This is a genomic window from Haloterrigena sp. KLK7, from assembly GCF_037914945.1.
Classification (GTDB): Archaea; Halobacteriota; Halobacteria; order Halobacteriales; family Natrialbaceae; genus Haloterrigena; species Haloterrigena salinisoli.
On the sequence record NZ_CP149787.1, the window covers coordinates 2,010,511 to 2,023,505 of the forward strand.

Annotated in this window: 11 protein-coding genes; 5 read left to right on the forward strand and 6 right to left on the reverse strand. The window is 68.8% G+C overall.

Annotated elements, in window-relative coordinates:
* Positions 1 to 306 precede the first annotated feature (306 nt).
* The 5 genes from WD430_RS09870 to WD430_RS09890 form a co-directional block, all read right to left on the reverse strand.
* Positions 307 to 963 (reverse strand): metal-dependent hydrolase, encoded by a 657-nt coding sequence (locus WD430_RS09870; protein WP_339102278.1) that lies wholly within the window; start codon positions 961 to 963, stop codon positions 307 to 309.
* A 172-nt stretch (positions 964 to 1,135) separates the two neighbouring features.
* Positions 1,136 to 1,870 carry a PHP domain-containing protein gene (locus WD430_RS09875; RefSeq protein WP_339102279.1) on the reverse strand — a complete coding sequence of 245 codons (735 nt, stop codon included), beginning with the start codon at positions 1,868 to 1,870 and terminating at the stop codon, positions 1,136 to 1,138.
* Positions 1,867 to 2,565, reverse strand: a complete 699-nt coding sequence (locus WD430_RS09880; RefSeq protein ID WP_339102280.1) for a CDP-alcohol phosphatidyltransferase family protein — start codon at positions 2,563 to 2,565, stop codon at positions 1,867 to 1,869. The genes WD430_RS09875 and WD430_RS09880 overlap by 4 nt, the downstream gene beginning before the upstream one ends.
* 149 nt (positions 2,566 to 2,714) lie before the next feature.
* Positions 2,715 to 3,311, reverse strand: coding sequence for a GNAT family N-acetyltransferase (locus tag WD430_RS09885; protein ID WP_339102281.1), 597 nt, complete (start codon positions 3,309 to 3,311; stop codon positions 2,715 to 2,717).
* A gap of 118 nt (positions 3,312 to 3,429) precedes the next feature.
* Positions 3,430 to 5,088: a hypothetical protein gene (locus WD430_RS09890; protein ID WP_339102282.1), complete on the reverse strand. Its 1,659-nt coding sequence runs from the start codon at positions 5,086 to 5,088 to the stop codon at positions 3,430 to 3,432.
* Positions 5,089 to 5,284: 196 nt separating this feature from the next.
* Between WD430_RS09890 and WD430_RS09895 the strand changes: the two genes are divergently transcribed.
* The 3 genes from WD430_RS09895 to WD430_RS09905 all read left to right on the forward strand — a co-directional run bounded on the left by WD430_RS09895 (position 5,285) and on the right by WD430_RS09905 (position 8,364).
* Positions 5,285 to 6,439: a hypothetical protein gene (locus WD430_RS09895; protein ID WP_339102283.1), complete on the forward strand. Its 1,155-nt coding sequence runs from the start codon at positions 5,285 to 5,287 to the stop codon at positions 6,437 to 6,439.
* A gap of 166 nt (positions 6,440 to 6,605) precedes the next feature.
* A complete protein-coding gene (locus tag WD430_RS09900) occupies positions 6,606 to 7,391 on the forward strand; it encodes an ABC transporter ATP-binding protein (RefSeq protein ID WP_339102284.1) in 786 nt (261 codons plus the stop codon).
* Between the two features lie 73 nt (positions 7,392 to 7,464).
* The gene (locus tag WD430_RS09905) at positions 7,465 to 8,364 is read left to right on the forward strand and encodes a DUF5518 domain-containing protein (RefSeq protein WP_339102285.1); all 900 of its coding nucleotides are present in this window, start codon (positions 7,465 to 7,467) and stop codon (positions 8,362 to 8,364) included.
* A 174-nt stretch (positions 8,365 to 8,538) separates the two neighbouring features.
* On the opposite strand, the gene WD430_RS09910 is transcribed toward WD430_RS09905, so the two are convergent.
* Entirely contained in the window at positions 8,539 to 8,910 is a 372-nt protein-coding gene (locus tag WD430_RS09910) for a cupin domain-containing protein (RefSeq protein ID WP_339102286.1), read from the reverse strand.
* A 272-nt stretch (positions 8,911 to 9,182) separates the two neighbouring features.
* Here WD430_RS09910 and WD430_RS09915 point away from each other — a divergent pair, with 272 nt between their 5' ends.
* Positions 9,183 to 10,274, forward strand: coding sequence for an endonuclease/exonuclease/phosphatase family protein (locus WD430_RS09915; RefSeq protein ID WP_339102287.1), 1,092 nt, complete (start codon positions 9,183 to 9,185; stop codon positions 10,272 to 10,274).
* A gap of 80 nt (positions 10,275 to 10,354) precedes the next feature.
* Entirely contained in the window at positions 10,355 to 12,937 is a 2,583-nt protein-coding gene (folP, locus tag WD430_RS09920) for a dihydropteroate synthase (RefSeq protein WP_339102288.1), read from the forward strand.
* Positions 12,938 to 12,995: the final 58 nt, after the last annotated feature.

The following is a 12,995-nucleotide window of genomic DNA, read 5'->3' on the forward strand; positions in this document are numbered from 1 at the left end:
CCACGAGACTGCACGCTCGCGACGGTCGCCGAAGCGGCGGGTATCGATAAAGCGACGGCCAGTACGATCTTCCGTCGAGGCGAAGGACGAACCGATCGATTGTCACGGCCTGTACGACAGTAAAATAGTGCGGAAATATCAGGCTATCAGTTCTGTTCTTGGCCCCGGCAAGAACAATACTGTGAATTACTCGCCAAAAGCGAACCCTAGACGAAGCACTTGATGACACTATCTCTACCGCCGCGAAGCTGTTTGTGACTGGGGCTAACGATCACATCTCTGACCGTTGTTTGCTGTGTCTTTTCCTCAACGCCTGAACCGAACGTCAACCGTTGTCCCGTCCGTCTCCGACTCCTTGACGTGGATTACCGGGACGATCGCGCGCAATCGCGTCGGGACGAGCCCGCCGGCGACCGCGCCGATCGTCGCGAGTCGCTTCCGACACAGCGCGTAGACGCCGGCGAACGCGACGAGCGCGACCAGCGTGCGGTCGGCGGCCGGCGCGGTCAGCCCGGAGCCGATCGCGACGGCCGCGAAGGCGAGACAGACCAGGAAGTCCTCCGGCGCGCCCGAGTAGCGGACGTACCGGCGCGGTCGGTGCCAGCGGCCGAGGACGTGGTTGTAGACCCCGTTCTCGGTCGTCGGGTTCCACGGCTCGCGCTCGGCGCTGCCGCCGAACAGGTCCGATACCGAGTGGAGGGCGGCGGCGCCGACGGCGACCGTCAGAACGAGCAGCGCAGGCGATCCCGTTAGGAGGGAGAGCCCCGAGAGCGCGAGCGTCGCGACCGAGAGCCAGACCGGGAAGTGCAGCGTCTTCCGGTGGCTCGCCACCAGGTCGGCGTCGGGCGCGAGCCCGCCGAGGAACGCGGCCGCGAGCAGCGCCGGCCCGGCGGACTCGCCGAGGGCCGGCAGGAGGAGGACGGCGGCCGCGAGGGCCATGAACCCGTGGGTGAGCGCCATCATAGCGGTACTGTTCGGTACGTAGTTCTCAATGCTGATAAAGAAGTAGCTTTTCACGGTCGGGTCGGTCGGAACGGACTCGAGCGACGTCCCCGAGTCACGGTGGCAGCGAGAGAACTGGGACCGCCGCGGCCGTATCGCCGACGGCGACCGCGTTCCGAACAGCGAGCCCGTCTCAGAACAGCGAGAGCGAGGTGGTTTTCCGACAGGCGTTGCCGACGACCTTGGTCAGGTACTGCCAGGTCGGCGTCCGGTGGCCGACGGCCTCGGTTCGACCGGCGCGCATCGCCTCGAGGACCGTCTCGACCGCGGGCGCGGCGTTCGCGGACGGGTCGGCGTCAGCGGGGAGCCGAACGTCGGTGGCGGCGCGACCGACGTTCGCGGGTCGGTGGGCGTCGCTGGCGCCGAACCGGGGGTAGTCGCGGCGGGTCGCGAACCGGTCGGCCTGCCGGTTGCGAAGGTTCGTGACGGCGTGGGCGTTGTAGACCTCGATGCCGTCGACGTCGTCGATCGCGGTCCCACGGGCCCCGTGGCGCGAGCGCTGGAACGGATGGGGAACGATCGCGATCCCGCCGGCGTCCCGCACCGCGCGCGCCGTCTGCGGGAGCGGACGGCCGGGTTCGGGCGCGTCGTCGACGCCGAGCGCGAGCAGGTGGCCGTCGGCGGTCGAGACCTCGCAGCCGACGATCACGAGGAGGTCGTCGGGCGCCAGTCGCGCGACCTCGCGGGCGCCGTCGACCGTGTCGTGATCGGTGACGGCGATCCCGTCGAGACCGGCGCGGCGAGCCGCGTCGACCAGTTCCGCGGGCGTCGTCGTCCCGTCGAAGGACGCCGCGGTGTGCACGTGGGGATCGATTCGGAGCGTGCGCGGCCCCCGATCGACCGCGGCGTACTCGCCCCGACACGTCATAGGTGTCCGAACTCGAGGCCGAGCGCCAGTCCGACGGCCGCGACCGCGGCGAGGCCGGCCAGAACGTGGGTACCGTCGGTCTTGTAGGCCTTGTAGTCCGAGACCATCAGCGGGCAAGCGACGGCGACGAGCAGCCCCGCGATCCACCCGTTCCACGGGCCGACGAGGGCGGCGACGAAGTAGTTCGCCACCACGAGGAGGTTCGTGTGGACGACGGTGGTTCCGTGGTAGTAACTCGCGCCGTCGTCGGAGCCGAACCCTTCCTCGTTGTGCCGGACCAGTCGCAGGCCGCCGAAGGCCAGCACGAGGAAGCCGACGACGAGGCTGGCGACCACGTGCGGCGCGAGGACGAAGTGATAGAGGAGCACCGCCGGCACCAGGTAGGCGAAGATGTCGATGAAGGAGTCCACCTGCCGGCCGAACGGCGACGACGTCCCCGTCCGGCGGGCGTACCAGCCGTCGGCCTTGTCCAGCAGGAAGGCGCCGAACATGGCCAGCAGCGCCCAGTTGGGTTCGCCGCCGACGAACAGCAGGGCGCTGGCCCAGCCCACGAACAGCGCCCCGAGACTGATGTAGTCGGCGCCCGTCAACTGTTCGAGCACGTTCGTTCGATCCGCCGTCGTCCCGACCCGTCGATCGGCGAGGTCCAGTCGGTTCCTGACGCCCCGTATCGCCTCTCGCAGTTCGTTGGTCATCCGCTCGAGTGACACCTCCACCCGGACGGGAATAAAGCTGCTCCGAGAACTATTTACTTAGTACAGATCTATATAGTTTATGTCGGGTACAGTGGACTACTGCGTTCTCGGTACTCAACTGAAACTGCCGAATACACCAGCAGAAGCGGTCAGGGCGACCGGACTGACCGATGGGAGAGCGGCCCGACCCTGACGTAGCGCCGGCGTCGCTGCGGGGCGAAGCCGTGGCGCTCGAACAGGGCCCGCGAGGGGCCGTTATCGAGGGCGACCAGCGCCGTCGCGCGCTCGGCGCCCCGCTCTCGGGCCAGTCGGCAGGTCTCGCCGACCATCGCCGTCGCGATGCCGCGGTCGCGGTGGTCCGGATCGACGAAGACGCGCCTGATGTAGGCGCCCTCGAAGCGCAGTTCCCGCTCGAGCGGATGGATCTCGTGGGTCGCATCGACGGAGCAAAACAGGTAGCCGCGGGGACGGCCGTCCTCGAGCGCGGCGACGACCAGTTCGTCCGACTGGAGTTCCTCGACCGGAGCGTCCAGCGGTTCGACGGTCGACGGATCGCAGACCTCGACCGTGTACCCGGTCCGACCGTCGGCGTCGGTCCCGACTCCGGGCCCGCCGTCGGCGGCCGGCGCGTCCTCGAGCGCGATGACGTACTCGACCATCTCCGTCGCCGTGATTCCGACCCGCCCGAGCGCGTCGTAGACGGCGCGGCCGTACCGGTTCCGTGTCAGCCGCCACAGCTGTGGCATCGGGAGAGGGGTTTCTCGGCTCCCGGAATAAAGTATTGGGTCGCCGACATCGGTCGGTCGGCGGGATCGCCGACACCGAATCCAGGTCCGTTCGGATTCGGATCGTCTCGAAGACGGGTCAGTCGAGCGTGTACCAGTCGAACCGCTCGACGGCGTACAGATACGAGATCACGGGCGCGATCAGGCCGGCCACGAGGACGCTCCACGCGGCGATGGTGATCCCGCTCGCGGAGACCGATAGCGCGGGACCGGGCAGCCACGACGAGACGGCGACGATAGTGTCGGCGATCAGTTCCGGGGCGTCGGTGTAGAGCACGATCGCGGCGATCGCCGGGAAGACGATCGCTATCGAGTAGACGACGAACGCGGTCTTGCTCGGCATCACCGCCTCGCGGTTGTTCGTGACCTTGACGCTGCCGAAGCGGGGCGCGACCGTTCCGATCCCCGTCGCGAGCGCGGGCGTCACGACGGTGCCGACGGTGGTGCCCGCGACCAGCGCGGCCGTCCGCTCGAGCGAGAGGGGGCTGGCGAGCCCGAGCGCGAGCGCGCCGACGAAGCCGATCGGGCCGGCGACGAGCGCGCCGGCGACGACCAGCCCGGTGATCGCCTGTCGGCCCGAAAGCGGGGACGCCACGACGGCGGGCAGCCCGCGGCCCAGATCGCCCAGCGGGTTGAGCGTGAACAGCGCGCCGGCGGCCCAGACGAGATACAGCGAGAGGATCACGGCGATGTGGGCGGGAACGCGTCCGGTCTGGACGATCTCCTGAAAGAACACGATCGAGCCGAACAGCGGGTAGGCGACGTACGCCAGCCGGATCGGCGCTCGCTTCGTCCGCCGAATCGCCGTGACGGTCACCGATCGGACCGGCCGCGAGAGTCCGCGGGAGAGCAGGTCGGTGAGGCGGTTCGACGACTCCGTCGCGGTCGCCTCCTCGTCCTCGAACCGCGCCGGATCGGCGAACCAGTGGACGCCCGCGATAGCGATCGCAGCGGTGAACGCGGCGGCGCTGACGGCGACGGCGCCGACGATTCCGCCCGCGATCGCCGTACTCGAGGCGGCGACGTTCGGGACGGCCGCGAGCAGGAGGTGGCCGGGCCAGCCCAGTGGCGTGTCCTGCAGGAGGGAGAACAACCGACTCGTGAGCAGATCGAAGCGGCCCGTTACGAACACCCAGAGGTACGCGATCCAGAACGCGGCGAACACCGCGATGCGGAAGCGAGCGATCGGTTCGTAGACGGTGACGAGGTGTCGCACGCCGACGCCGATCACGAAGCCGACGGGAACGGCAGTGGCGAGGGCCAGACAGACGAGCAGCGGACCGAACAGGACGGGCCAGATCGTGCCCGCGCCGTAGGCGAACGCGCTCGAGAGCACGAGCGTCGCCGGCAGGAGCCAGCTGGCGAACAGCAGGATTTCGGCGCCGACGACGCCGACGACGGCGTTCCGAAGCGACGTCGAGGTCAGCAGGAACTCCGGTTCGTCCGGGTCCGCTGCCGTCGAAAACGCGCGCAGCGCCGTAAAGAAGAGCAGAAAGAACCAGCCGACGCCGACGCCGCCGGTGACGAGGTCCGTCGCGAACGCCGCGGTGTTCGACGACACTCCCGCGGCGAACTCGGCGCCCAGCTCCGGGAGCACGTATCTGCCGGCGATGAGAACCAAACCTCCCATGAACAGCGCCAGAATCCCCGTTACGAGGAGTTTCGTCGTGTCGGACGCGATCGTTCGGATCGATCGCCGAAACTCGGTTCTGGCGATGAGGCGGGGGGCCCGCGACATCAGCGGTCACCTCCGACTCGCGACCGATATGGCATTTGGGGGACCATATCTGAGAGCGCGTCCTACGTCCGGAAAATAATTTGTGTTTTGTCATGCGCCGGACTCGATCGACCGGACCGAATCGCTTCCGCGCTCGTTGTACCGAATTAGAATGTCTCGGGGGCTTATAGCCGCTCGAGCGCTACCCCGGATCGCGATGCCCCGACAGACCAGACGCGATGTGCTTCGGCTCGCGACCGTATCGACGACCGCCGGCGTCCTCGGGCTCGGTTCGGCAGTCGCCCAGTCGGACGACAGCGAGTGGGAACGGGCCGACTCGCCGACCGGAAAGGCGCTGAACGACGCCGTCGATACCGCGGCGGGACCGTTCGCGGCCGGCGCCGACGGAAACGTCATCGCTCGTCGCGAGAACGGCTGGCAGACGGTCGTGGCGTACGGCCCGCAGGCCCGGAGCCGTCGCCTGACCGGGATCGATGCCACCGACGACGGCCGAGCGGTCTGGTTCGTCGGCGGGAGCGGCGTCATCGGCGAGTACAACGTCGAGACGCGGACGCTGACCAACTACTCCGCACCGAAAGGGAAGACCAGCACCTGGGAGGACTGCGCCGTGCGAGGGACCGCCGGCGAGAACGAGCGGGTGTACTTCGTCAACGGCTCCGGCGAACTGCTCGTCGGCGTCCGGCAGGACAGCGGTGCGATGCAGTACGAGGAGGTACTCAAACCCGGTGGCGGTTCGACGATCCCGGGAATCGACTTCCACGCCCGAGAGGCGGGCCACGTCTGTACCACGAGCCAGTTCGTCGGGGAGACTGCCGACGGCGGCGAGACGTGGGAGCGGATCGGCATCGACTTCGCGGGCGGCGCGTTCTTCGATCTGGCGAGCCAGGGCCAGCGCGACGTGAACGTCGCCGCCGGCTCCGGGATCGTGTATCGCTACGACGGCTTCCGCTGGACGCCCCACGTCGTCGACGATAAGCGACGAGCGATCCGAGCCGTCGACCGCGACGGGACCGACGGACTCGCTGCCGGCGACGGCGGGACGATCTACGAGCGCCGATCAGCCGGCCAGTGGCGCCGGCACGAAACGGACGTCGAATCGAAACTCGACGGCGTCGCGATGGGGTCCTCGTACGACGTCGCGGTCGGCGACGGCGGCACGATCCTCGAGCGGCGGGCCGTCGAATCGTCGCCCGGCGGAGACGACGGTACCGACGCTAACGAGACCGAGACGAACGCGACGGCAAACGAGACCGACGCGGCGCTCGACGCTGCGACCGTCTCGCTCGACGCCGTCGAACCGCTCTCGGTCGAGAACTACGTCGAGGGGGTGTGGACGACACCGGACCGGTAGGGTCGTCGCTCCGCTCGGCGTCACGCGACTCGACCTCGAGTCCGGCGCTCGGCTCGCGAGCGTCGATCGGCGATTCCCGCGACGGGCGGGCCGGAGTGGAGACGGCGGTGAGCGGGGACCGTGCGAAATGACACACCTTTAATTATAGTCGGACGAAGCAACCCGTATGTGTCCTGCTGCCGGCCCCGCTATCGAAACCGACGGGTTGACCAAACGATACGGGGAGACGACCGCCGTCTCCGACCTGACGATGGACGTCGACCGCGGGACGGTCTACGGCTTCCTCGGCCCGAACGGGGCCGGGAAGACGACGACGATGCGGATGCTGACGACGCTGGTGAAACCCACCGCCGGGACGGCCCGCGTCGCCGGGAACCCCATCACCGACCGCGATTCCGTCACGCCCCACATCGGCTACCTCCCCGAGGAGCCGCCGATCTACGACGAGCTCACCGGCCGCGAGCAACTCGAGTACGCCGCCGGGCTCCGCGACCTCCCCGAGGCGGAGTCGAGCGAGCGAATCGAGTCGATGCTCGAGCGGTTCGATCTGCTCGAGGACGCCGACCGACGGATCGAGGGCTACTCGAAGGGGATGCGCCAGAAGATCGGCGTCATCCAGGCCGTGTTGCACGAACCCGCCGTCGCCTTCCTCGACGAGCCGACGAGCGGACTGGATCCGCGCGCGGCCCGGACGATGCGAGAGACGATCGCCGATCTGGCCGACCAGGAGATGACGATCTTCCTCTCGACGCACATCCTCCCCGTCGTCGACGAACTGGCCGACGAGATCGGCGTCCTGCACGACGGAAAACTGGTCGCCCAGGGCGACCCCGAGACGCTGAAATCCCGCGCCGAGACCGGTGAAGCGCGGAGCTTAGAGGAGGCGTTCCTCGAGGTGACCCAGGAGACGCCCACGGCCGAGGAGCGGTCGGCGGAGCCGTCGATCGAGTAGCCCCGTGCGGACGTTCCGGCTCCACTCGTCAATACATTAATGGGTTTGCGAATAGTATTATTCTGTTGACGCCATGCGCCCAATCCGCGCCCTCCATACCCTCCGCGACGGCGTGACCGACGACGCGCTGCGGGTCGCGATCCTCGTCGGCCTCGCGACGATCCCGGTTACCCTCGCTCTCTCCTGGAACCCGGTTACGGACGACGTCGTCGCCGGTGGCTCCGTTTCGGGTGCGCCACTCTTGCTGGCCGGACTGCTCGTCGGCTACTACTACAGCGATCGGGAAACGGAGAGCCGCCGAGCCGGCATCTGGACCGGTCTCGCCGCCTCGGTCGCGACGGTACTGGTTTTCGTCGCTAACGCGATCGTGACGATCGGCTCCGAACCGTCGCGGTGGACCGCCGTCACCGTGATCGGGACACCGTTCATCCTCGCTCTCGGTGCCGGATTCGTCGTTCTGTTCGCGACGGTCGCCGCGCAGTTCGCCGACTGGGTGACGACGAGACTCCGGCGAGCGCGCCGAGCCCCGGACGCGTCGGACGACGGCGATTCGACCGTCCCCGATCCGAAGTGGTGGAAGATCCTCGCCGCGTACGTTCTCGTCGCACCGCCCGTGGTGGGTTCCGTGCTCCTCGAGGTTCCCGCCGGCGGTCTCGGATTCGCCCTCTCGCTGCTCGGGCTTCTGGTTCTGGTTCCCCTATCGGTAGTCGCCCTCGGTGCGCTTTTCGTCGATGCGACCGCTCCCCGAAGTTCGAAAACGGAACGGGTACCGAACGCGCTGGCGTACGTCGGCGCACCGATCGGGACGTACGCGCTCGTCTACGCGGTGGCGACGCTCCGCGGGTCGGGCCATCCGGACGGCTACGCCATCTACGCGTTCATCGGCGTCCTCTGGATCGCGGCCGTCGTCTACCTCCGCAATCGACATCGGTACTTCGACGGCGGTGGCTCGGCGGTCCGCCAACTGGGATGAGCCGAGAGCGGCCGACGCGACCGCAGGGACCGCCCTCGCGCTGGACGTGACATGGCGTACACGCCGCTGATCAGTGCCGTCTCCCTCGCGACCGACGTGAGTTTCGGTGGCTCGAGCGGCGACTACTGCGTCGACTGAGGCGGTGACGCTACGGTGACGACGTAACCGTCGGAGTTAGGGATCGAAGACGCCCCGTTTCAATCCCTCCCGGACGGGTACGTGTTCGGCGTCGGTCGGGGGCGGACTGGTCACGAGCAGTGCCTCGAGACGTTCCTCCTCGCCGGCGCGGACGCCGCGGTCGACGTCGGCCGGAACGACGACCACGTCTCCCGGTTCGACGTCGTGTTCGGCGTCGCCCTCGCGGACGAGTCCGCGGCCGGACCGGACGCAGATCGCCACGTCGCTCCCCGGCGCGTGGACCGGGATGAACTGTCCGGGCTCGAAGTATCCGAGGACGACCTTCTGTCGATCGCTCTCGAAGACGGTGCGCGGGGTGAATCGATCGTCGTCGTACGTCCGTTCGGTATCGAAGTCAGTGGCTGGCATCGGTGATCGGTCCTCGCAGTTTAGGCGTACCTAAACCGCGTGTGAGGGCGTGGGTGGGCCAGACGGATCGCTCTTCTCCCGAACGTGTTAGCGCCGATACGGGCGTACTCACGACAGCGAGGAGGTGGAACGCGCTCGGGAATCGGAAACCTCGAGTCCGGAATATTTCCCTATCTGACGAATAGTACCATTCTCTAAATATACGTAATCAAATATCTATTGAGTTATTATAAATGATGACGACGGTTCGACCAGCAGTCGGACGTGGACGTATGACTGACAGTACACGTCTTCCGACGTTTCGACGGCGAACGGCGCTGAAAGCTGGTGCGGCGGGTCTCGGCAGCGCGCTGCTCGGCGCAGCGGGAGTCTCGAACTCCGTCCGGGCGGAGCCGGAGTCGTATCGGTTCCTCTGGGCGAATTCGTGGCTCACCGACGGCATGGAGGGGGTCGCGGGCCTCCCGTTCAACGTCGCGGCGAAACCGCAGTATCAGGAGCGAGCGACCGAACTCGGGCGCCGACTCGGCGAGGAGGGATACGACGTCGTCGGACTCTGCGAAGTGTTCAACGACGAGCAGGAAACCGTCGGGACCGAGTACGTCGACGCTGCCGGGACCGGGACGGCGATCGCTGGCCCCGAACCGGACGGCGGTGAGAAGGGAGCGGGACTGCTGGATCTGGTAGCGGGCGTCCCCGTGACCGACCGCGCGACCCTCGAGTACGACGCGGAACCGGGCGACGACCTGACCTACGTCGACGCGCACGTCGGGAAAGGAGTCAACTACGTCGAACTCGACCTCGGTCCCGGGAAAGTCGACCTGTTTACGACGCATCTAGTGACCGGCTCCCTCCTCCCGTGGGCCGACGGCGGCGACGAGGACATCCCGGCGCTCCGACGGCGGCAACTCGAGGAACTGGGCGCGTTCGTCGCCGAGCGGACCAGCCCGGAGAACGTGACCGTCGTCGCGGGCGATTTCAACATCGCGCCGGACGGCGCGGCGGCCGACGCCCTCGAGGCGTTCGCGTCGACCGCCGGGCTGTACGACGCGTGGCTCGAGCACGGGAGCGGGCCGGGCGGAACGAACGACCACGCGATCATCGACGGCTGCGCCTTCGATCCGAGCGGTGCGCCGCCGGCGTACTGCCCCAGCGACGACGCGGGCGAGCGGATCGACTACGTCTTCCTCGAGGAGCCGACGGCTGACCACGAGCTCGAACTGCACGTCGACGCCCTCGAGCGCCGCGTGTTCTGGCGGGAACTCGCCCCGCCGGAGCGGTTTTACGCGGACGACGCCGGCGAGGTCCCGAACTACCTGATCGACCACGTCGGGCTGGACCTGTCGCTGACGGCGACGAGCGCGTGAGACGCGGCTCGGCCGCCATCGGCACCGCCTCAGAGACTCGAGTCCGACATCCCTAAGCGCGCGGACTCTGTGGTTTGCGTATGGAGTATCACGAGGCGGCGGACTTTTTATTCGATCTGCGGCGGTTCCGCCCCAAACCCGGGACGGAGTCGACGGCGCGGCTGCTCGCCCACCTCGGCGACCCCCACGACGGGGTCGATTTCGTGCAGATCGCCGGCTCCAACGGCAAGGGGAGCACGGCGCGAATGGTCGAGCGAAGCCTCCGGGAGGCCGGGCTCTCGGTCGGGCTCTACACCTCGCCCCACCTCGAGGACCTGCGCGAGCGGATCCGCGTCGACGGCCGCAAGATCCCCCGCTCGGCGGTCACCGAGTTCGTCGAGGCGGCCCGCGAGTACGTCACGGATCGGGGCGCCGACGGCGAGTCACCGACGTTCTTCGAGACGATGACCGCCATGGCGATCTGGCAGTTCGGCCGCGAGGACGTCGACGTCGCCGTCCTCGAGGTCGGCATCGGCGGGAAGTACGACGCCACGAGCGTCGTCGATCCCGTCGCGAGCGCGGTCACGAGCGTCACGCTGGAGCACACGGGCATCCTCGGCGACACCGTCGGCGAGATCGCCCGCGACAAGGCCCACGTCGCGCCCGCCGACGCGCCGCTGGTGACCGGTGCCACCGGCGACGCCCTCGAGGGGGTCCGCGAGGTCGCGGGCGACGTGATCACCGTCGGTTCGGCGGCGGACAGCGGCGACGCCGACGGGGAGCCCGACGTCCGCGTCGCGTACGGCGGCCGCGTGAACCACACCGAAGCCGCCGTCACCGTCGACGGCGGCGACTGGGACCTCGAGGCGCGGCTCTCGCTGCTGGGGTCCCACCAGGCCGAGAACGCGGGCATCGCCGCCGTGCTGGCCCGCCAGGTCGCCGACATCTCGGACGACGACCTCGCGCGCGGGCTGCGAAGCGCCCACTGGCCCGGTCGGTTCGAGGTCCTCGAGACGGCGCCGCTTGTCGTCCTCGACGGCGCGCACAACCCCGGCGCCTGCGAGCCGCTCGCGGCGACGCTGGGTACCTACGAGTACGACGACCTCCACCTCGTCTTCGGGGCGATGCACGACAAGGACCACCGCGAGATGGCCGCGACGCTGCCGACGCCCGAGACGGTCGTCGCGACCGAACCGACGCTCGACCGCGCCGAGGACCGCGACGTCATCGCGAGCGTGTTCGCGGACGCCGGCGTCGCCGACGTTCGGACGTCGGCGACCGTACAGGAGGCCCTCGAGACGGCCCTGCGCGAGGCCGACGACGACGACTGCGTGCTCGTGACGGGGTCGCTGTTCGCCGTCGCCGAGGCCCGCTCGCGCTGGACGAGCGCCGGCGTCCCGAAGCGGATTCGCGACCGCGAGGACGCCCGCGAGGCGCTCGCGACGGCGAACGTGCCCGCCGCGGGTAACTCGGAGATTCAGGGCGACGCCGTCCACCGCGTGGTCTCGCTCTCGCTGGGCTATCGGCAGGCCGCGGCCGTCGAACGGGAACTGCTGCGCCTCGGCGGCGAGTGTGCCCTCTCGGGGCTCCAGCGCGACGAGGAATCGGTCGACGCCGTCCTGATGGGCACCCTCTCTCAGTTCGAACGCCTCGTCGAGCGCCTCGAGTCCGGCGCCCCGTCCGCGAGCGGGCCGGACGCCGACGTCGACTCTGGCGGGCTGCTCGGCGTCGTCCGCGAACTCCGGGAGCGCCTCGAGATCGATCCGAACGAGGCGTTCACGAACGTACGCGGGGCGAACGCGGCGGGCTCGAGCGGCGAGCCGTCGACTGCCGGTGTCGACGTCGATGCCGACACCGCCGACGCGTGTCCCTGGACCGATCGCACCGCCGTCATGGGCATCCTGAACGTCACGCCGGACAGCTTCCACGACGGCGGCGAGTACGACGCCCTCGAGGACGCCGTCGCCCGCGCCGAGGCGATGATCGAGGCGGGCGTCGACGTGATCGACGTCGGCGGCGAGTCGACCCGGCCCGGTGCCGAGCCCGTCTCGACCGAGACGGAGATCGACCGCGTCGTGCCCGTCGTCGAGGCGATCGCCGACCGCGACGCCCTCGTCTCGATCGACACCCGAAAGGCCGCCGTCGCCGAGGCCGCCCTCGAGGCCGGTGCGGACATCATCAACGACGTCTCGGGGCTCGAGGACCCCGAGATGCGCTTCGTCGTCGCCGAGCACGACGCGATGCTGGTGCTGATGCACAGCATCGACGCGCCGGTCGTCCCGGGCCGCGAGATCGAGTACGACGACGTCGTCGAGGACGTGATCGACCGGCTCTCCGAGCGGGTGCTCCTCGCGGAGAAGGCCGGTATCGACCGCGAGGACATCATCGTCGACCCGGGGATCGGCTTCGGCAAGTCGGCTCGCGAGGCCTTCGAGATCCTCGATCGCACCGACGAGTTTCGGGCGCTGGGCTGTCCGATCCTGATCGGCCACTCCCACAAGTCGATGTTCGAACACGTCGACCGCGAGGCCGGCGAGCGCGGCGCGGCGACCGTCGCTGCGAGCGCGATCGCGGCCGATCGCGGCGCCGATATCGTCCGGGTCCACGACGTTCCCGAGAACGTCGCCGCGGTCCGGACGGCGCTCGCGGCCCGCGATCCGGAGCGGTTCGACTGGCAGTCCTGACGCCGATCCCTCGCGTCCGGGGACCGGTCACGGTTCGCTTGCAGTAGCTAGTAGCACG

Excerpts from the sequence above, each read along its gene's own strand:
- WD430_RS09875 (WP_339102279.1), bottom strand. The coding sequence starts at position 1,870 with ATGACGTGTCGGGGCGAGTACGCCGCGGTCGATCGGGGGCCGCGCACG.
- WD430_RS09905 (WP_339102285.1), top strand. The coding sequence starts at position 7,465 with ATGCGCCCAATCCGCGCCCTCCATACCCTCCGCGACGGCGTGACCGAC.
- WD430_RS09915 (WP_339102287.1), top strand. The coding sequence starts at position 9,183 with ATGACTGACAGTACACGTCTTCCGACGTTTCGACGGCGAACGGCGCTG.
- WD430_RS09880 (WP_339102280.1), bottom strand. The coding sequence starts at position 2,565 with ATGACCAACGAACTGCGAGAGGCGATACGGGGCGTCAGGAACCGACTG.
- folP (WP_339102288.1), top strand. The coding sequence starts at position 10,355 with ATGGAGTATCACGAGGCGGCGGACTTTTTATTCGATCTGCGGCGGTTC.
- WD430_RS09870 (WP_339102278.1), bottom strand. The coding sequence starts at position 963 with ATGATGGCGCTCACCCACGGGTTCATGGCCCTCGCGGCCGCCGTCCTC.
- WD430_RS09885 (WP_339102281.1), bottom strand. The coding sequence starts at position 3,311 with ATGCCACAGCTGTGGCGGCTGACACGGAACCGGTACGGCCGCGCCGTC.
- WD430_RS09900 (WP_339102284.1), top strand. The coding sequence starts at position 6,606 with ATGTGTCCTGCTGCCGGCCCCGCTATCGAAACCGACGGGTTGACCAAA.
- WD430_RS09895 (WP_339102283.1), top strand. The coding sequence starts at position 5,285 with ATGCCCCGACAGACCAGACGCGATGTGCTTCGGCTCGCGACCGTATCG.
- WD430_RS09910 (WP_339102286.1), bottom strand. The coding sequence starts at position 8,910 with ATGCCAGCCACTGACTTCGATACCGAACGGACGTACGACGACGATCGA.
- WD430_RS09890 (WP_339102282.1), bottom strand. The coding sequence starts at position 5,088 with ATGTCGCGGGCCCCCCGCCTCATCGCCAGAACCGAGTTTCGGCGATCG.